We start from the raw sequence: 18111 nt of genomic DNA, 5'->3' as shown, positions 1-18111 counted from the left end.
ATGCGCACCGTGCACGACGTCAACGCCGCCGAACTCCCCAAGCGGGCCGAGGCGCTGCTGCGCGAGGGGCACCGCCTGGCCCTGGTCGCCACCCACCACGACGCAGACGCCGTACGGATCGTGTATCTCTTCGTCTCCGGACCGCCCGACACCCGCATCGAGCTCCACGTGCGTCTCGACCCCGCCCGGCCCGAGGTGCCCAGCCTGGCCCATCTCTCCTTCCCCGCCGGCCGGTTCGAACGCGAGATGCACGACCTGCACGGCATCGTGCCCCTGGACCACCCGCAGCCCAGACGGCTCGTACGCCACTTCCACTGGCCGCGCGGCTGGTACCCGATGCACCCCGACGCCGGGGCCCCGCCGGCCTTCGGCGAGCAGGAAGGGCCCTACCCGTTCCTGGAGGTCACCGGCGACGGCGTGTACGAGATTCCCGTCGGGCCGGTGCACGCCGGGCTGATCGAACCCGGGCACTTCCGGTTCTCCGTCGTCGGCGAGACGATCCTCAAGCTCAAGGCCCGCCTGTGGTTCGTCCACAAGGGCATTGAGAAGCTCTTCCAGGGCCGCTCGGTGGCGGCCGGACTCCCGCTCGCCGAACGCATCAGCGGCGACACCGCCGTGGGCCACGCTCTCGCCTACTGCCTGGCCGTCGAGGAGGCCACCGGCGCCGTCGTCCCCGAACAGGCCCAGTGCGCCCGCGCCCTGCTGCTCGAACTCGAACGCCTCCACAACCACGTCGCCGACCTGGGCATGCTCTGCAACGACGTCGGACACGGCATCCTCAACTCCCATGCTCAGCGTGTGCGTGAACAACTCCTGCGCCTCAACCACACGGTGACCGGACACCGCCTGCTGCGCGGCGGCGTCGTCCCCGGCGGCAGCGCCCTGCACCACCTGCCCAGCCACAACCAAATGGACGCCATCGGCGCCGACATCCACGAGATCGTCCGGCTGGCGCTGGGCCACTCCACCGTCCACGACCGCTTCACCGGCACCGCGATCCTGCGCACCGAGGCCGCCCGCGACATCGGCTGCCTCGGCTATGCCGCCCGCGCCAGCGGCCTGCGCCCAGACGCTCGCATCGCTCACCCCTTCGCCCCGCACGGGCAGCCCACCCGTGTCCCCGTGCACACCACCGGCGACGTCCTGGCCCGCTTCCTGGTCCGCGCCGAGGAGATCGACGCCTCCCTCGCCCTGATCCGGGAGCTGAGCGACTGCGTCGCCACCGGCGCGGTCGGCCCCACCGCCACGCCCAAAGAAGGCCCCCGCACGGGTGTTGGCCTTGTCGAGGGCTGGCGTGGCACCATCGCCACCCGCGTCGAACTCGCCGCTGACGGCGCCCTGAAGCGGGTCAAGCCCGTCGACCCGTCCTTCTTCAACTGGCCCGCGCTGCCGGTCGCCCTGAACGACACGATCGTCCCGGACTTCCCGTTGACCAACAAGAGCTTCAATCTCTCCTACGCCGGCAACGACCTCTGAGTGTCCATGAGCCCCGTGAGCCCCCGCACCCTCGTGGAACGGCTGGAGAGCGGCGACACCCTGATCCACTGCCGGGGCACGGACGTGCCGGTGCTCGTCGCCCGCGGCATCGCCGACCTCGGTTTCACCGGCTACGACATGGCCGTCGAAGCCGCGCTCTCCACGGGCCGGGCTCTGGACATCCGGTCGCTGGCGCCCGCGCGGCCCTCCTGCGTCTGTTACGCCACGGCCCCCGGCCACACCCCGGTCCGCCGCCTCTGCACCGAGTACCCGGCGACCGCCGGACGCTGGGCGCGGGCCACCCGCGGCCCGCGGGACACCGAAGTCGTGAGCTGCACGGCTCCCTGGAGGGTGTCGTCCACTCCGATCCGGAGGCGGCCGCCTTCGTGCTCGTGACCACCGGGGAAACGCTGGACGCCACGGTTTGCTCGACCGCACCCCCATCCTCGCGACGGACTTGTGCCTGGTGCGGCGCGAGGGTGAGCAGGCGGAGTGGGGCGGTCTCCCCGTGGCGGACCTCCCCGTCCTGCCGATGCCGCGCTTCTGCCGGGAAACGGCCGCGTAGCGCGGCGCGCGGACCCATGTGGCTCCTCAGCCCGGCCAGCCGCGCCCGACTCCCGTCGGCCCGGGTCCTCGCCGCGGGGCGCAGGCAGGCCGAACGCTGCCTCGCGATGCTCGACGACGTGCGCCGCGAGAGCCCGGCGGCTCCCGCGCTCACCGGCCCCGGCACGGCGCCGGTCCGGGCCGCGGTGCGGGCCGCCGCCGTCCGTGGCAGTGTCATCGCGGTGTACCGGGAGAAGCTGCAGCAGATCTCCGCCTGGCTGGCGCTCCCCCTCTGCGCCGCGGCCGTCCTCTGGCTCGCCGGCCTGCTGCTCGGGTCCGGCGGCCCGCAGGGAACGACCGCCGCAGGGGCCGCCGCCCTCGCAGCGGGCGGCCTGCTGCTCAACGCGGTCCTGCTGATCCGGGCTGTGGCGGGCGGCCGCCCGGCTCCGCACGCGGTGGGAGCGGCGGCGGGCGCGGTCCCCGGCACGGCCGTGCCGCCGCTCCCGGACGGGCCGCCGTCGTTCGCGCTCCGGGTGCTGGTCCTGTTCCTTCGCCACCCGGCTGCGCGAGTGCAAGCGGCGCGCGGTCCTCCCGTCCGCGGACGCGCGGGAGGAACTGCCGGTGGACCTGGCCCGGTTGCTGCTCCACACCTGCCGTGAGGAGTGGGAGGACCTGCGGCCCGCCGAGCCGCCCGCACGGCTGCCGGGCCGGTGGGCGCGGCTCGCCAAGCGGCTGGCCGCCGCGCTGCTGCTGACGGTCGCGGCCTTCGCCGTGCCCGCCGTCTTCCACGCCTCGCTGCCGGAAGCGGCGGGCCGCAACGTCCGGGACCTGCTGCTCGTCTCCGCCGTCCTCTGCCTCGTTCCGGTGCGGAACGACGTGGTCAACCGGATCCCGGACACCTTCGCCGGTGCGGTGAAGTAGTGCTGCGGAGGGCCGTGCTGGTCTGCGGCTACGGGTGCGGGGAGGGGCGCTGGTGCGCGGGCCCTGCCGCCGGGCGGCTCCGGCCCCCGGCGCTCTCCTCGGCGGCCCGGATGACCTCCAGCAGCAGGGCCTCCGCGCCGTGCCGGGCGACGAGATGCAGGCCCACGGGGCAGCCGTCGGCCGTGTGGCCCGCCGGGATGCTCGCCGCCGGGTGGCCGCTGAGGTTGAACGCCCAGGTGAGCGCGGTGCTGTAGCGCTCGCCCGGACCTTCGTGGCCGTGCGGGCGGTTGGGGGTGGTCGGGGTGAGCAGCAGGTCGGCGCGGTGGAAGAAGTCCGCGAGCCGGCGGTCGTTCACGGCGCGCGGGTCATCCGGCCGGGCAGCCGGGGGCGAGGGCGGGGAGGAGGCCGGGGACGGGGACGGAGCGGTCGCGGGGGAGCGCAGGGCGAGCCAGGTGGGGGCGGGGTCCAGCAGGTGCGGGGGCTCCGCACCGGGGCCGCCGAGCCGGATGACGCCTGTCCCGGCCAGCAGCTCCGCCGCCCCTCGGGCGACGGCCGTCACCTCCGGATCGGGCTCGGCGAACCCGAGGTCGTTTGACCACGCGGCGACCGGGCGTCCCCCACCAGAGGCCTGGCCGACGTCCGGTCCGCTGATGTCGTCCGGGCCGGCGATACGGCCGCCGCCCGAGTCGGTGGCACGGCTACCGCCGGGGCCGGCGGCGCGGCTCACGTCCATGTCCGTGACGCACAGCACATACGCGGCGGTGTCGGAGGCCCACCGGGTGAGGACGCCGGGGGCGGCGAGCCCGGTGGCGTCGGCCGTGGGCAGCAGACCGTTCGTCAGCTTCAGGCCCGTCACACCGCACCACGCTGCCGGAATCCGCACCGAGCCGGCCCCGTCGCTGCCCGTGGCCAGCGGCACCATGCCCGTCGCGACCGCCACCGCCGAACCGGCCGACGAGCCGCCGGGTGAGCGATCGGCGCGCCACGGGTTGAGGGTGCGGCCCGCCCGGCCCTGCCCCCAGGTCTGCCATATGGTCCCGGGCCCGGGCACCGAGGTCGCCCCGACGGGCACGCACCCGGCCGCGACCAGCCGCCGGGCGGCCGCGGCCCGCATCCCGCCCCGGCCCTTCACGCCGAATGGCACCCCCGCGAGCGGAAGCCGTTCGCCGGCGGCGATCCGCTGGTCCACCTCGCGGGCCCGGGCGAGCGCGTCCTCGGGCCAGACGTCGAGGAACGCGCGGAACTCCGGGTCCAGCCGCTCCACCCTGCCCAGCGCGGCGGCCACCACCTCGGCCGCGCTCACCTCGCGCCGCGCGACGGCGGCGGCGATGACCGTACCCGGCAGCCGTCCACAGATGTCCTCGTCCACAGGTGTCCCGACCACCGGGTTCCTCTCCGCCGGTCTCCGGCTGTCACGCCCGACTCCTCTTCGCGCCCGCCTCGCGCAGCGGCCCGGGAACGATCTCCGGGGGTGCGGACCGGGAGGCTCGGACCGTCCCTTCCGGCTTCGGGCGCGGGCTCGCGGTGGCACGGTCCCTCCACCGGAACCCGGCCCGGCCCGGGGCGTACGCGTGCGGGAAGTCCTCGGTGGCACGCACGCTACTCGGCGGAGCCGGGCGCCGGCGCGGGTTTCCGGACGGCACGCAGCATGGCGGTGAGGACGGGCCCGTCCGCCGAAGGCCGCTGCACACTGATCTCCCGGTATCCCCAACGCTCGTACAGCGCCTTGACCTTGCCGTCGCCACTCCGCGGGTTCACCAGGAGGGAGACCTGTTTCTCCGGTCGGTGGGCCAGCAGTTCGTCGTGGATGCGGCGAGCGGTACCGGTACCGCGCCACGGCACACGCATCATGATCTCCTTGAGCGCGACTGTGGTCCGGCCGGTGGTGCCCTCCGGCAAGGGGCGTGGCCATCCGGCGCCACCAGCGGTCATCGGGGCCGATGGTGTTGACGTAGGCGTACCCCACAGGCTCGTCCCCGTCGTACCCGATGACGGCTTCCCAGCCGGGTTCGGCGGCGTGGCGCGCCAGCCGTTCCCCGTACCGCTCCACCGAGTAGTGGGGGTGGTGGAGTTGGTCGGCGCGTACTTCGGCGTAGACATCGATCAGGGTGCTCCACACGGTGCCGATGTCGGTGGCGTGGCGCAGTTCGATGCCTTCATGCGTCACAGCGGGCTCCTTCGGGAGGCGTGGGTGAACTCGTCCCAGGTGCGGGTGCGCGGTCAGGCACAGTGTGTGGCCGAAGTCGTGCGCCGGGGCGGATCGACCCCGCCCTGTGGGTGATCTGGCTCATCGCCGGGGGCCACACCGCCGGCCAGGCCGAACGCAGAGCCGCGGTACTCCCCGGTTGGCGGGAGGCTCCCCGTGCGGCCGTGGATGCCTTCGCGCGGGCGAGTGCGCGCCTGTGGCGGGCGATTGCGGGCGCGGACCCGGATCCGTGGACCGCGGGCATGGAGGCGGCGGCCAGGGCGTGGGCGGACCATCGCGGCGTCGGGGACGAGTGGCGGCCGGCGCGGTGCGGAGTGTCGCCGCGGGCCCGGCCGGGCGGAGGGCGGCCCTGGAGCGGCTGTGGCGGACAACTCCACGCCACATGGCGGCCGTTGCGGGCGGCCGCCGTCGCGCCGGCCCCTGCCCCCCTGGGACCGGCCCGGCCGGACGGGCGCGTGGGGTCCGTGGGCGGGCGGCCCGGAGGTCGGTCCCGCCTCGCGGATCCCCCGGCCGGCCGGGCCGGAGTCATCGTTGAACGTAACACTGCTGCAATACTTTGCGAAAGAGTTTGCAGGCATCCAACCTGCCTGACAGTGGCGGGATTTCGGGTCTGTAACGGGGTTGTGTCCAGGGTCTTGACCGCAGGGGCCGGGGAGCCTACCGTCCGGTATCCACAGTCTTGTTGTTTCTTGCAGCAAGAACCTTCATCGGCCTTCAGGGCATGGCGCGTTGCCGCACGAGGCTGGCTCCCCCACCCCCATTCCTCACCCAGGAGGAAGCAATGGCCCGTAGCGTCAGCAGACGCCGACCCCTGGCCGCGGCCCTCGCCCTCGTGGCGGGCGCGGCCGCCGGACTCGCCTCACCCGCCACCACCCCGGCCCAGGCGGCGCCCCCCGGCAGCAAGCAAGTGACCGCCGTGCTCTTCGAGTGGCGGTTCGACTCCGTCGCCAAGGAGTGCACCGAGACCCTCGGTCCGGCCGGTTACGGCTATGTCCAGGTCTCGCCCCCGCAGGAGCACATCCAGGGCGGGCAGTGGTGGACCTCCTACCAGCCCGTCAGCTACAAGATCGCGGGCCGGCTGGGGGACCGGGCCGCCTTCAAGAGGATGATCGACACCTGTCACGCGGCGGGCGTCAAGGTCGTCGCCGACAGCGTCATCAACCACATGTCGGCCGGCTCCGGCACCGGCACCGGCGGGTCCTCGTACACCAAGTACGACTACCCCGGCATCTACTCGGGCGCCGACATGGACGACTGCCGCTCCGAGATCAACAACTACGGTGACCGGTACAACGTCCAGCACTGCGAGCTGGTCGGGCTCGCCGACCTGGACACCGGTGAGGACTACGTCCGCGGCCGCATCGCCGCCTACCTGAACGACCTGCTCTCCCTCGGCGTGGACGGCTTCCGCATCGACGCCGCCAAGCACATGCCGGCCGCCGACCTGGCGAACATCAAGTCCCGGCTGAGCAACCCGAACGCGTACTGGAAGCAGGAGGCCATCCACGGCGCCGGCGAGGCCGTCTCGCCGAGCGAGTACCTGGGCACCGGTGACGTCCAGGAGTTCCGCTACGCCCGCGACCTCAAGCGGATGTTCAACAACGAGAGCCTCGCCCACCTCAAGAACTTCGGCGAGAGCTGGGGCTACATGGAGTCCGGCAAGTCCGCCGTCTTCGTCGACAACCACGACACCGAGCGCGTCGGCGACACCCTCAGCTACAAGGACGGCGCGAACTACACCCTGGCGAACGTCTTCATGCTGGCCTGGCCGTACGGCTCCCCCGACGTCCACTCCGGCTACGAGTGGACGAACAAGGACGCCGGTCCGCCGAGCGGCGGAACGGTGAACGCCTGCTACAGCGACGGCTGGAAGTGCCAGCACGACTGGCGCGAGATCCGGAGCATGGTGGCCTTCCGCAACACCGCCGGGAACACGGCCGTCACCAACTGGTGGGACAACGGCAACGACGCCATCGCCTTCGGGCGCGGCAGCAGCGCCTACGTCGCCATCAACCACGAGAGCGGGCCGCTCAGCCGCACCTTCCAGACCTCGCTCCCGTCCGGCGACTACTGCGACGTCCAGAGCGGCACCACGGTGACCGTCAACGGATCGGGCCAGTTCACCGCCACCCTCGGCGCCAACACCGCCCTCGCCCTGCACACCGGGGCCCGCACCTGCTCCGGCAGCACCGGCGGCGGTGGCGAGGAGCCGGCCGCGGCCGCGTCGTTCAACGTCAACGCCACCACGGTGCTCGGGCAGAACATCTACGTCACGGGCAACCGCGCCGAGCTCGGCGACTGGGACCCGGCGGCCGCGCTCAAGCTCGACCCGGCGGACTACCCGGTGTGGTCGCTGAGCGTCCCGCTGCCCGCGGGCACCTCCTTCGAGTACAAGTACCTCCGCAAGGACGCGGGCGGGAACGCCACCTGGGAGAGCGGCGCCAACCGCACCGCCACCGTCGGCGGTGACGGCAGCGTGCTGCTCAACGACACCTGGCGCGACTGACCCCTCCCACCAGCCCATCGTGGGCACAGCCGTCCGGCCCGTACTCCCCGTCGGGCCGGGCGGCCGCCCCGCCGGCCGCCGCTCCCGCCCCCGCCGTGCTCCCGCGGCCGGCCGCCGGCCCCCCTTCCGCCACCGGGTGTGCTTCGCGCGGGCCCGCACGGGCCGCGCATCCCCACCGCACCCACCGCACCATCCGCCATCCCCTGAGGAGATGTCACCCGTGACCGGAACCCCGCGTCGCAGAACGGCCGCAGCGGCCGTGGCCGCGGCGCTCTTCGCGGCGGTCCTGCCCGCGGCGCAGCCCGCGTCCGCGGCACCGCCGCCCCCGAGACCGCCCTCCGACCGGACGCTGGCGGCGCAGCCCGCGCGCCACGACCAGTCGCGCGAGCAGTTCTACTTCGTTCTGCCGGACCGGTTCGCAGGCGGGAGCCGCGCCAACGACAGGGGCGGGCTGTCCGGCGGCCGCCTCGACACCGGGTTCGACCCCTCCGACAAGGGCTTCTACCAGGGCGGTGACCTCAAGGGCCTGACGGAGAAGCTGGACTACATCAAGGGTCTCGGCACCACCGCCATCTGGCTGGCGCCGATCTTCAAGAACAAGCCGGTGCAGGGGGAGGGCGAGAACAGCTCGGCCGGCTACCACGGTTACTGGATCACCGACTTCACCCGGGTCGACCCGCACTTCGGCACCAACGCCGAGCTCACGAAGCTGATCGACAAGGCCCACGCCAAGGGCATGAAGGTCTACTTCGACGTCATCACCAACCACACCGCCGACACCGTCGACTACGCGGAGAAGAGTTACGGCTACAAGCCGAAGGCCGCCTTCCCGTACCTCGACAAGGACGGCCGCCCGTTCGACGACCGCGAGGGCATGCCGCGCAAGGGCGTCGACCTGGACGCCTTCCCCTACACGCCCGTGCCGGCCAAGGGCGAGAAGAAGGTCCCGGCCTGGCTCAACGACCCGGCGATGTACCACAACCGGGGCGACTCCGCCTTCGCCGGCGAGTCCGGCGAGTACGGCGACTTCTTCGGCCTGGACGACCTGTGGACCGAGCGCCCCGAGGTCGTGCGCGGCATGGAGAAGATCTACCAGCGCTGGGTGAAGGACTTCGGCATCGACGGCTTCCGGGTCGACACCGTGAAACACGTCGACCTGGACTTCTGGACGCAGTGGGCCACCGCCCTCGACGCCTACGCGGCGAAGCGCGGCCGTGACGACTTCTTCATGTTCGGCGAGGTCTACTCCGCCGACCCGGCCGTCACCGCCCCGTACGTCACCCGCGGCCGCCTCGACTCGACCCTCGACTTCCCCTTCCAGGAGGCGGCGCGCGCCTACGCCTCCCAGGGCGCCGAGGCGTCCAAGCTGTCGGACGTCCTCGCGCAGGACTACCGCTACACCACCGACGGCGCCAACGCGTACTCGCAGGTCACCTTCCTCGGCAACCACGACATGGGCCGCATCGGGGGCTTCCTGAAGAAGGACAACCCGGAGGCGGACGGCCGGGAGCTGCTCCGGCGGGCGAAGCTCGCCAACGAACTGATGTTCCTGACCCGCGGCAACCCGGTCGTCTACTACGGCGACGAACAGGGCTTCACCGGCCCCGGCGGCGACAAGGACGCCCGGCAGACCCTCTTCGCCTCGAAGACCGCCGACTACCTGGACGACGACCAGCTCGGCACCGGCCGCACCCACGCCGAGGACGCCTACGACACCCGGCACCCGCTCTACCGCCAGATCGCCGGCCTGTCGCGGCTCACCAAGAAGCACCCGGCGCTGCGCGACGGTATCCAGACGGAGCGTCTTGCCGACAAGTCGGTTTATGCCTTCTCGCGGACGGACGCCCGGAAGAAGACCGAGTACATCGTCGCCTTCAACAACTCCGCCAAGGCGAAGACCGCCGAGATCCCCACCGGCTCCGCCCGCATGACCTTCCGTACGATCCACGGCGGCCCCGGCGGCTACGAGGACGCGCGCGTGGTCAGCGGCGCCGACCGGAAGATCGAGGTCACCATCCCGGCGCTCTCCGCGACCGTCCTCAAGGCCGCGAAGCCGCTCGCCGCGCCCGCCGCCAAGCCCTCGCTGACCCTCACCGCCCCGGAGAAGGGCGCCACCGGCACCGTCGAAGTCACCGCGGACGTGGACGGCGGACAGCTCAACCGGGTCGTCTTCGCCGCCCAGACCGGCCGCGGGAAGTGGCGGGTGCTCGGCAGCGCCGACCACGCCCCGTACAAGGTCACCCACCACATCGACGACACCGTCCCCGCCGGAACAGCCCTGCGCTACAAGGCCGTCGTGGTGGACAGCAAGGGCCGCACCGCGAGCGCCCTCGCCTCCTCCGCCACCGGGCAGGCCCCCGCGCCCGTCAAGCCCACCGCCGTCGACCGCGACTACGCCGTCGTCCACTACCGCCGCGCCGACGGCGACTACGACGGCTGGCGGCTGAAGGCCGGCGAGCGCACCGGCGCCTTCACCGGCCGCGACGCCTACGGCGCCTTCGCCTGGATCACCCTGGGCGAGGACGAGAGCGCCGCCGAACTGAAGTTCACCGTCGAGAAGGACGGCACCGCCGACGGCCCCGAACGCACCATCGACCTGGCGAAGACCGGCGAGGTGTGGGTCGAACAGGGCGACGACGGCCTCACCGGCACCCGGCCCGCCGGGGTCTACCCGCCGCAGGACAAGACCAAGGCCGTCATCCACTACCAGCGTCCCGGCGGCGACTACGACGGCTGGGGCCTGCACACCTGGACCGGCGCGGCCGAGCCCACCGAGTGGTCGAAGCCGCTGGAGCCCGTGCGGAAGGACGCCTTCGGCGCCACCTTCGAGGTGCCCCTCGCCGAGGGCGCGACCTCCCTGTCGTACATCCTCCACAAGGGCGACGAGAAGGACCTCCCCAGCGACCAGTCCCTCGACCTCGCCGCCCACGGCCACGAGGTCTGGCTGCTCGCCGGCAGGCCGGGCCATCTGCTGCCCGCCACCGGCGGCGCCCCCGACCTCGACCTCACCAAGGCCGAGGCGCAGTGGATCGACCGCGACACCGTCGTCTGGAAGGTGAAGGCCACCGCCGCCACCAGCCAGCAGCTCGTGTACGACCCGCGGGGCGGCATCACCGCCGAGGACGGCGCCCTCTCCGAGGAGGGGCAGTGGCTGCGGCTCGCCCCCGCCGCGCTGACCGACGCCCAGAAGAAGAAGTACCCGCATCTCGCCGGGTACCCGGCCTTCCGCCTGGACGAGCGCGACCGGGACCGGGTGCGCGAGGCCCTGCGCGGCCAGCTGATCGCCACCCAGCGCTCCTCCTCCGGCGCGCTGCTCGCCGCGACCGGCGTCCAGATCCCGGGCGTCCTCGACGACCTGTACGGGGCGGAGGCCACCAAGGCGGACCTCGGTCCGGTCTTCGCGGCGGACGGCACCCCGTCGCTCTCCGTCTGGGCCCCCACGGCCCGCGAGGTCTCCCTCGAACTGGACGGTGAGACGATCGCCATGCGCCGCGACGACGCCAGCGGCGTCTGGAGCGCCGCCGGGAAGAAGAACTGGCGCGGCAAGCCGTACCGCTACGCCGTGACCGTCTGGGCGCCGAGCGTCCAGCAGCTCGTCACCAACAAGGTCACCGACCCCTACTCCACCGCCCTCACCGCCGACTCGAAGGAGAGCCTGGTCACCGACCTGGCCGACCCGGCCCTGGCACCGGAGGGCTGGGACGCGCTGAAGAAGCCGGAGGCGGTCCCGCTGCGCGACGCGCAGATCCAGGAGCTGCACGTCCGCGACTTCTCCGCCGCCGACCCGACGAACGAACACCCGGGCGAATACCTGGCCTTCACCGACCGCGACGCGGACGGCATGAAGCACCTGCGGAAGCTCGCGGACGCCGGCACCTCCTACGTCCACCTGCTGCCCGTCTTCGACATCGGGACCATCCCCGAGCGGAAGTCCGACCGCACCGAACCGGACTGCGATCTGGCCGCGCTCCCCGCCGACTCGGAGAAGCAGCAGGAGTGCGTCGGGAAGGCCGCCGCCAAGGACGGCTACAACTGGGGCTACGACCCGCTGCACTACACCGTCCCCGAGGGCGGCTACGCCAGTGACCCGGACGGCCCCGGCCGGACCGTGGAGTTCCGGAAGATGGTGCGGAGCCTCAACGAGAGCGGCCTGCGCACCGTCATGGACGTGGTCTACAACCACACCGTGGCGAGCGGCCAGGACGACAAGTCCGTCCTCGACCGCATCGTCCCCGGCTACTACCAGCGGCTGCTGGCGGACGGCTCCGTCGCCACCTCCACCTGCTGCGCCAACACCGCGCCCGAGCACGACATGATGGGCAGGCTCGTCGTGGACTCCGTCGTCACCTGGGCGAAGGAGTACAAGGTCGACGGCTTCCGCTTCGACCTGATGGGCCACCACCCCAAGGCCAACATGCTCGCCGTCCGCGAGGCGCTCGACGCGCTGACCGTCGGGAAGGACGGCGTGGACGGCAAGGAGATCATCCTCTACGGGGAGGGCTGGAACTTCGGCGAGATCGCCGACGACGCCCGCTTCGTCCAGGCCACGCAGAAGAACATGGCGGGCACCGGCATCGCCACCTTCAGCGACCGGGCCCGCGACGCGGTGCGCGGCGGCGGCCCGTTCGACGCCGACCCCGGCATCCAGGGCTTCGGCTCCGGCCTCTTCACCGAGCCCAACGGCTCGGCGGCCAACGGGAGCGAGGCGGAGCAGAAGGCGCGGCTGCTGCACTACCAGGACCTGATCAAGGTCGGGCTGAGCGGCAACCTCGCCGGCTACTCCTTCACCGACTCCTCCGGAAAGAAGGTCAAGGGCTCGGAGGTGGACTACAACGGCTCACCGGCCGGTTACGCCGCCGCCCCCGGCGAGGCCCTGGCCTACGCCGACGCCCACGACAACGAAACCCTGTACGACGCCCTGGCGTTCAAGCTGCCGGCGGACACCCCGGCGGCCGACCGGGCGAGGATGCAGGTGCTCTCCATGGCCACCGCGGCGCTCTCCCAGGGCCCGGCGCTCTCCCAGGCGGGCAGCGACCTGCTCCGCTCCAAGTCGCTGGACCGCAACTCCTACGACAGCGGGGACTGGTTCAACGTCCTGAACTGGGACTGCGAGAAGGGCAACGGCTTCGGCCGCGGCCTGCCCCCGGCCGCCGACAACAAGGACAAGTGGCCGTTCGCCAAGCCCCTGCTGACCAAGGAGCGGCTCCGGCCCGGCTGCGCGGAGATCGAGGGCGCCTCGGCCGCGTACCGGGACCTCCTGCGGATCCGCACCACCGAACCGGTGTTCAGCCTGGACACGGCGGGGGCGGTGCGGGAGCGGCTGTCCTTCCCGCTCTCCGGTACGGAGGAGACGCCGGGCGTCATCACCATGGCCCTCGGTGACCTGGTGGTCGTCTTCAACGCCACCCCGCGGGAGCAGACGCAGAAGGTGGGCCCGGCGGCCGGCCAGGGCTACGCCCTTCACCCGGTCCAGGCCGGGGGCGCGGACAGCGTGGTGAAGAAGGCCTCGTATCAGCGGGACTCGGGCACCTTCACGGTCCCGGGCCGCACGGTGGCGGTCTTCCAGCAGCGCTGATCCGGCGGCCTGTTCCACGGGCCGGACGACGCGAACGGACCACCCGGGCGTCCCCAGTGGCGGGGGCACCCGGGTGGTCCCGTGCGTGTGCCGGGCGGTGGGTTCAGGCCGTGGGCCGGGGCCCGAACTCCGCGAGCCGACCGAGGAAGTCGGCGAAGGCGCCGTCCGCCGCCTCCTCGGAGACGATCGCGCGCACCACGGCGGCGGTCTCCTCGTCGTACGCGGCCGCGACGGCCGCCAGCGCCAGGAAGTCGTGCGCGAGCTGCAACTCCAGCTCCCCGCGCGGCACATCGCAGCCGTCGAGCCAGGTGAGCGCCGTGGTCTCGGCGAGCCCGATCCAGGAGCGGACGACGAGGGCGAGGCGCGGGCCGGGCTCCTCGGTCTCCAGATGGAGGAGGATCTGCCGGTAGGCGGCCTCGCGGACGTCGTCGATGAGGGCGTTGGCCCGCTCGGGGCCGACGGCGCTGCCGCCGCGCAGCAGAGCGGCGAAGCCGGGGCCGTGGTCGTCGACGAAGTCGAAGTAGCGGTGCACGACGCGCAGCATCCGTGCCCCGAGCGGTCCTTCACGCGGCTCGGTGAAACGGTTCGCCAGTTCCTCGGCGGCCCGGCTGACCGCCGCCTCGTACAAGCTGTGCTTGCCGGGGAAGTAGTGGTAGACGAGCGGCCGCGAGATGCCGGCGGCCGTGGCGATGTCGTCGATGGACACTTCGTCGGGGGAGCGGCGGCTGAACTGCTCCAGCGCCACGGCGATCAGTTGTTCCCGCCGTTCTTCGACACCCATCCGGCGGCGTACCACGGTCGTCATGGTGGCCACCTTAACGACCGGTTATCTGCGTGTTGTGGTCACGGCGCCAGGTGTGACGGGCGGCACGGGGAGCGGACCGGTGCGGTGGCGCGTCCCGGCGCCGGTGCTACGCGTGTGACGGGAGTGGCCGGAAGGGGCGGGAGTTGCCGTACGTGCCGCTGCGGCGGCCGGTCAGGGGCCGCCGAGGTGTGGATACCCTAGGGGGTATGCTGGTCCCATGAGGGACGATCCGCGCGGCACCGCAGGGCCGGGGCGGCTGATCCGGTGGCCGGCCGCCGGTTCGCCGGCCGGTCCGGCCGCGCCGTACGTCTCGCCTGCCGGAGGCGGCGGCCACTGCCGGGACACCCGGCCCGTCGGGCCGGCGACACCGGCCGCGGAGGACCGTGCGCGCGAGGACGTCCGCGCCCGGCTGGCCCGGAGCTTCCCGGACGCACCTCCCGGGGCCGTGGACGCGGTCCTGGCGGAGGAGTTCGCCGTCTTCGCCTCCGCGCCGCTCCGGCACTACGTACCCGTCCTGGTGTTCAAACGCGCGTGCCGCCGGCTGGCCGGGGACGGCCCGGCCGGCGCGGCAGCCGGAGAGGAGCCGTCATGCGGCCCGTACCGAAGTGCGTGCTCGACCGGTCGCGGCCGTGCAACTCCTGCGTCGCCGCCGATCCCCGCAGCTGCCCCTACCCCTATCTGCTCGGGGAGAACGACCTCGGGGAGACGGAGGAGGACGAAGCGGCGGAGGCGGGCGCCGGGGAGAGCGGCGCGGCGACGGCGGCGCGGTAGCCGGGAGACCGCCTCCCGGGGTTCCCCTGCCCGCCGGACAGGGGAACCCCGGGAGGCGGGGGAGACGGCGCGGCCGTTCCCGGGCCGTCGGGGCCCGGCCGGTCCGGGAGCGGCCGGTCCGGCCCCGCTCAGCCCACGTGCCACCCGCTGAACTCGACGAGGCCGCGCCCGCCGTCACCCCCGTTGGCCGCGCTCATGAACATCCCCGCGTCCTGCGGCCCCGCGGCCGCGCCCGGCACCCGCACGGCGGCCACGGTGCGCCAGGTCGCGCCGTCGTCCGCCGAGCACTCGCCGGTGTACGCGTCCTCGCCGGTGCGGGTCAGGCGCAGCGTCACGGGGGCGGTGAGGCCCGTGACGCGGCGGTAGGTGTCAAGGGTGCCGTCGCCCGTGGTGTCGTAGGACAGCACGACGCCATTGGACGGTGTGACGGAGAGATTGAGGAAGCCGGGGGAGCCCGCCGTCTCCAGGGAGTTCCGGACGACCAGGCCCGCGCGGGCCCACGGGCCGGTGACGGCCTGGCTGTCGACGCGGACGGTCGCCGCCGTGCCCGCGGCCAGCGCGCCCGGGCGGTACAGCGCGCCGAACTCGGCCGTGGCCTTCCACAGATCGGCGCCCCCGCCCTCGATGGCCCAGCGCTCGCCGAGCTGCCCGAAGAGCGCCGCGTTGCCGTTCACCGTCCGCCATTCCGCCCCGGGCGGGCTCGCGACGTACAGCACGCCGGGATGGGCCGTGCGCACCGGCCGCTCGCCGCGCGGCCCGTAGCGCACGGCGATCTCGTACGGCAGCGGGTCCAGGGGGCGCTCCGGCGGGTGCGCGGGGGCGTTCACCCGCCAGCGGGCGCGGCCCTCGCCGCCCGCCGGGACCGGTGGCAGGGTGACGGTCTCCCCGGGTTCCGCGGCGGGGCCGGTCAGGGTGAACTCGACGGAGCCGGTGGGGGCCAGGCCGTTGGTGTTGCGGAACGCCGCGGTGAGTCCGGTGCCGCCGCCGGGCGGGATCGCCGCCGGGTCCGCGGAGACGGTGACAGTGCCCTGGTACGGGGCCCGGGCCAGCTCGTCGTGGACGCGCCGCGCGGTGCGGAAGGCGTCGGTGACGGGCCGCTCCGGGTACGCCCGGTGCTCGCGGGTCCAGGGCTCCTCGATCGCGTACCAGTCGAAGGGGCGCGGCTCGCGGTCCTCGGCGAGGGCGTTCTCCAGCTCCGTCAGATAGCTCTGCCACTGGGGGAGGTGGAAGTCGCCGATGAGGCCGTTCCAGTCGCGGTTGGCGTAGTTGGCGAGGCGGCCGCCGTCGGCGGTGGGGCGGTCGGCCCAGGTGGTGACGAGCGTGCGGGCCGTCTGTTCGAGCCGGTCGGCCTCGGCCTCGTCCGCGCCCATCCGGCGGGCGTCGGCCAGCCAGGGGCCCAGCAGGAAGCGGGGGTGGGCGCCCGTCATGGCGTCGCTGAGCCGCATTAGCCGCAGCCACAGCGCGGACAGGGCCCGGAAGGTTTCCAGGTCTCCCCGCTCGTAGGCGGTGCGGAGCTGCGGCAGGAGCTGCCAGGAGCGGTTCGCCAGGGCTTGCCGGCCGAGGTCGGTGAGGTCGTGCCGGTAGGCGTCGGAGCCGCGCAGCGCGGGCCGGACGGCGAGCAGGGCGGCGAACGCCGCGTCGAAGGCGGCGGGGTCGAAGGCCGGGACATGGGTGGCGTAGTGGGTGCCGGAGCGCGCGGTGAGGCTCGGGCGGGCGGCGAAGACGCTGTCGTGCGGGCGGCCGTCGCGGCTGCTGATCTCGTAGGCGGTGTCCCGCAGCGCGGCCAGCGCGGCCCGGGCCTCGCGGTCGCGGCCTCCGTAGCGGAAGTCGGCGTACCCGGCGAACCAGTCGGCGCGGTCCACCTTCTCCTCGCGCCAGGCGAGTTCGCTGAACAGTTCGAAGGCGGCCGGGTCGCGCTCGGCGGCCTCCGCCATATAGGCCGTGCCGGTGAGCTTGCTGCCCGGCTTGTCGCGCCAGACGGTGAACCGCTCGGTCCACTGATGGGTCTTGGCCCCGAGGGTGGTGCGCCCGCCGAAGTTGGGGATGGTGCCGAAGGCGTACGGGGTGCCGCCCCAGTCGGCCTCGCGGTCGGTCACCCGTTCCAGGTCGGAGAGCCCGTCGACGACGAGCATCCGGTCCTTGTCGAGGGCGTCGAGCAGCTCCCGGCGCGGGTTCTCCTGCCAGCCGAGGATGACCCAGACGGCGCCGGGGCGGGCGGTGCGCAGCGCGGACTCCACGGCGCGCGCCGCTTCGGGGACGGGCACGCCGCCCGGGTCGCCGCCCTCGTGCAGCAGGTCCATCTTGAAGTGGTCCGCCGCGCCGAGGAGTTCCTCCTGATGGCGGTAGAAGGACGCGGCCACCGCGCGGAAGGCGGCGGTGCGCGGGTCGAGCCAGTCGGGGCGCCTCAGGCCCGCCCAGGTGCCCTGCGGGACGGTGCGGGCCCCGTCGTTGCGCTCGGCGAAGCCGTCGGGGACGGTGCCGAAGTAGCCGGGGAGCACCGGGGACATGCCCAGCTCGCGCATCCGGTCGCAGATACGGCGGCCCAGACCGGCGCGCCGGGCGAGCAGTTCCGGGCTGACGGGGCCGCCATAGGCGCTCATGTTCTGCAGCAGCCACCACGGCTGGTGGGAGGGGGCCGGGATCCAGGCGCGGGCCTCCTCGTCGCCGTAGCCGAAGTCCTGGAGCAGCCGGTGGTAGACGGCTTCCTGGCCGGGGGTGACGAGGACCTGGTTGCAGCCGTGCAGCGCCAGGATGTCGATCAGGCGTTCCCAGCGCGGCCAGTCGGCGTACGGGGCGGTGTAGCCGTCGTGCGTGTCGTTGAGGGCGAACCGGTTCGGCACGGTCGCGGAGCGGACCAGCGGGCGGTCCGGCGCGGGCAGCCGGCGGGGCAGGTCGGTCCGGCTCCCGGACCAGCTGAGATGGGCGCGGCAGACGTATTTCAGATACCAGTTGACCCCGGTGAGCAGCACGGCGGGGCTGGTGCCCGCCACCTCGACGCGCCCCGGGGCGCCGGTGACGCGGAAGCGCTCCCGGCCGCCGGACAGGGGCCGCAGCCGGAACTGGCCGGCGTGGGAGGGCAGCAGGCGCTCCAGCGCGGCGCGGGCGGGGGCGGTGTCGAACGGGGGCCCGTCCGCCGGGGCTTCCGCGCGGGCGGACGGTGTGCGGGCGCCGAGGGCCGTGCCGATGCCCAGGGCACCGGCGGCTCCCAGCAGGACCCGTCTGGTCGGTTCGGTCACGAGCGCTCCCCACTCTGCGTAACGCGGTGGCAACAGATGCGTGAGGTGTGCACGCTAACGAGCCGGGCGGGG

12 protein-coding genes and 1 pseudogene are annotated in these 18111 nt (G+C 73.5%); 9 read left to right on the top strand and 4 right to left on the bottom strand.

The genetic code is table 11. The annotated features are described in order from the left end of the window. The 5 genes from IF83_RS35385 to IF83_RS0127185 all read left to right on the top strand — a co-directional run bounded on the left by IF83_RS35385 (window position 1) and on the right by IF83_RS0127185 (window position 2940). Window positions 1-1476: a hydrogenase large subunit gene (locus IF83_RS35385; protein ID WP_030548633.1), complete on the top strand. Its 1476-nt coding sequence runs from the start codon at window positions 1-3 to the stop codon at window positions 1474-1476. A 15-nt stretch (window positions 1477-1491) separates the two neighbouring features. Continuing rightward, on the top strand, window positions 1492-1872 hold the full coding sequence (locus tag IF83_RS0127200; RefSeq protein WP_030548631.1) for a type 2 periplasmic-binding domain-containing protein: 381 nt from the start codon (window positions 1492-1494) through the stop codon (window positions 1870-1872). 28 nt (window positions 1873-1900) lie between these two features. Then, window positions 1901-2041, top strand: a complete 141-nt coding sequence (locus tag IF83_RS33905; RefSeq protein ID WP_158711117.1) for a hypothetical protein — start codon at window positions 1901-1903, stop codon at window positions 2039-2041. Between the two features lie 106 nt (window positions 2042-2147). Then, window positions 2148-2678, top strand: a complete 531-nt coding sequence (locus tag IF83_RS0127190; protein ID WP_158711116.1) for a hypothetical protein — start codon at window positions 2148-2150, stop codon at window positions 2676-2678. Next, the gene (locus IF83_RS0127185; protein ID WP_030548627.1) at window positions 2641-2940 is read left to right on the top strand and encodes a hypothetical protein; all 300 of its coding nucleotides are present in this window, start codon (window positions 2641-2643) and stop codon (window positions 2938-2940) included. The genes IF83_RS0127190 and IF83_RS0127185 overlap by 38 nt, the downstream gene beginning before the upstream one ends. A 28-nt stretch (window positions 2941-2968) precedes the next feature. Here IF83_RS0127185 and IF83_RS0127180 read toward each other — a convergent pair whose 3' ends face one another. Both IF83_RS0127180 and IF83_RS35105 read right to left on the bottom strand, forming a co-directional pair. Further along, window positions 2969-4324 (bottom strand): amidase, encoded by a 1356-nt coding sequence (locus IF83_RS0127180; protein WP_244177226.1) that lies wholly within the window; start codon window positions 4322-4324, stop codon window positions 2969-2971. Between the two features lie 215 nt (window positions 4325-4539). After that, window positions 4540-4872, bottom strand: a complete 333-nt coding sequence (locus IF83_RS35105; protein WP_244177225.1) for a hypothetical protein — start codon at window positions 4870-4872, stop codon at window positions 4540-4542. A 1055-nt stretch (window positions 4873-5927) separates the two neighbouring features. Here IF83_RS35105 and IF83_RS0127170 point away from each other — a divergent pair. Then, a complete protein-coding gene (locus IF83_RS0127170) occupies window positions 5928-7652 on the top strand; it encodes a carbohydrate-binding module family 20 domain-containing protein (RefSeq protein ID WP_030548623.1) in 1725 nt (574 codons plus the stop codon). 211 nt (window positions 7653-7863) lie between these two features. Continuing rightward, entirely contained in the window at window positions 7864-13227 is a 5364-nt protein-coding gene (pulA, locus tag IF83_RS0127165) for a pullulanase-type alpha-1,6-glucosidase (protein WP_030548622.1), read from the top strand. Window positions 13228-13330: 103 nt separating this feature from the next. Here pulA and IF83_RS0127160 read toward each other — a convergent pair whose 3' ends face one another. Further along, window positions 13331-14032 carry a TetR/AcrR family transcriptional regulator gene (locus IF83_RS0127160; protein ID WP_030548620.1) on the bottom strand — a complete coding sequence of 234 codons (702 nt, stop codon included), beginning with the start codon at window positions 14030-14032 and terminating at the stop codon, window positions 13331-13333. A gap of 217 nt (window positions 14033-14249) precedes the next feature. Here IF83_RS0127160 and IF83_RS35585 point away from each other — a divergent pair. Together IF83_RS35585 and IF83_RS0127155 are read left to right on the top strand one after the other, a co-directional pair. Beyond that, window positions 14250-14564, top strand: a pseudogene (locus tag IF83_RS35585) (three-helix bundle dimerization domain-containing protein); the annotation flags it as partial. A 56-nt stretch (window positions 14565-14620) separates the two neighbouring features. Then, window positions 14621-14803 carry a hypothetical protein gene (locus tag IF83_RS0127155; RefSeq protein WP_030548618.1) on the top strand — a complete coding sequence of 61 codons (183 nt, stop codon included), beginning with the start codon at window positions 14621-14623 and terminating at the stop codon, window positions 14801-14803. 128 nt (window positions 14804-14931) lie between these two features. Here IF83_RS0127155 and IF83_RS0127150 read toward each other — a convergent pair whose 3' ends face one another. Next, window positions 14932-18039: an alpha-N-acetylglucosaminidase gene (locus IF83_RS0127150; RefSeq protein WP_030548616.1), complete on the bottom strand. Its 3108-nt coding sequence runs from the start codon at window positions 18037-18039 to the stop codon at window positions 14932-14934. Between the last annotated feature and the right edge of the window lie 72 nt (window positions 18040-18111).

The organism is Streptomyces albus subsp. albus (assembly GCF_000719865.1).
Lineage (GTDB): Bacteria > Actinomycetota > Actinomycetes > Streptomycetales > Streptomycetaceae > Streptomyces > Streptomyces albus_E.
This window is presented reverse-complemented; position numbering and strand designations above follow the sequence as displayed.

Excerpts from the sequence above, each read along its gene's own strand:
- IF83_RS35385 (WP_030548633.1), top strand. The coding sequence starts at position 1 with ATGCGCACCGTGCACGACGTCAACGCCGCCGAACTCCCCAAGCGGGCC.
- IF83_RS0127190 (WP_158711116.1), top strand. The coding sequence starts at position 2,148 with ATGCTCGACGACGTGCGCCGCGAGAGCCCGGCGGCTCCCGCGCTCACC.
- IF83_RS35105 (WP_244177225.1), bottom strand. The coding sequence starts at position 4,872 with ATGACCGCTGGTGGCGCCGGATGGCCACGCCCCTTGCCGGAGGGCACC.
- IF83_RS0127170 (WP_030548623.1), top strand. The coding sequence starts at position 5,928 with ATGGCCCGTAGCGTCAGCAGACGCCGACCCCTGGCCGCGGCCCTCGCC.
- pulA (WP_030548622.1), top strand. The coding sequence starts at position 7,864 with ATGTCACCCGTGACCGGAACCCCGCGTCGCAGAACGGCCGCAGCGGCC.
- IF83_RS0127160 (WP_030548620.1), bottom strand. The coding sequence starts at position 14,032 with ATGACGACCGTGGTACGCCGCCGGATGGGTGTCGAAGAACGGCGGGAA.
- IF83_RS0127155 (WP_030548618.1), top strand. The coding sequence starts at position 14,621 with ATGCGGCCCGTACCGAAGTGCGTGCTCGACCGGTCGCGGCCGTGCAAC.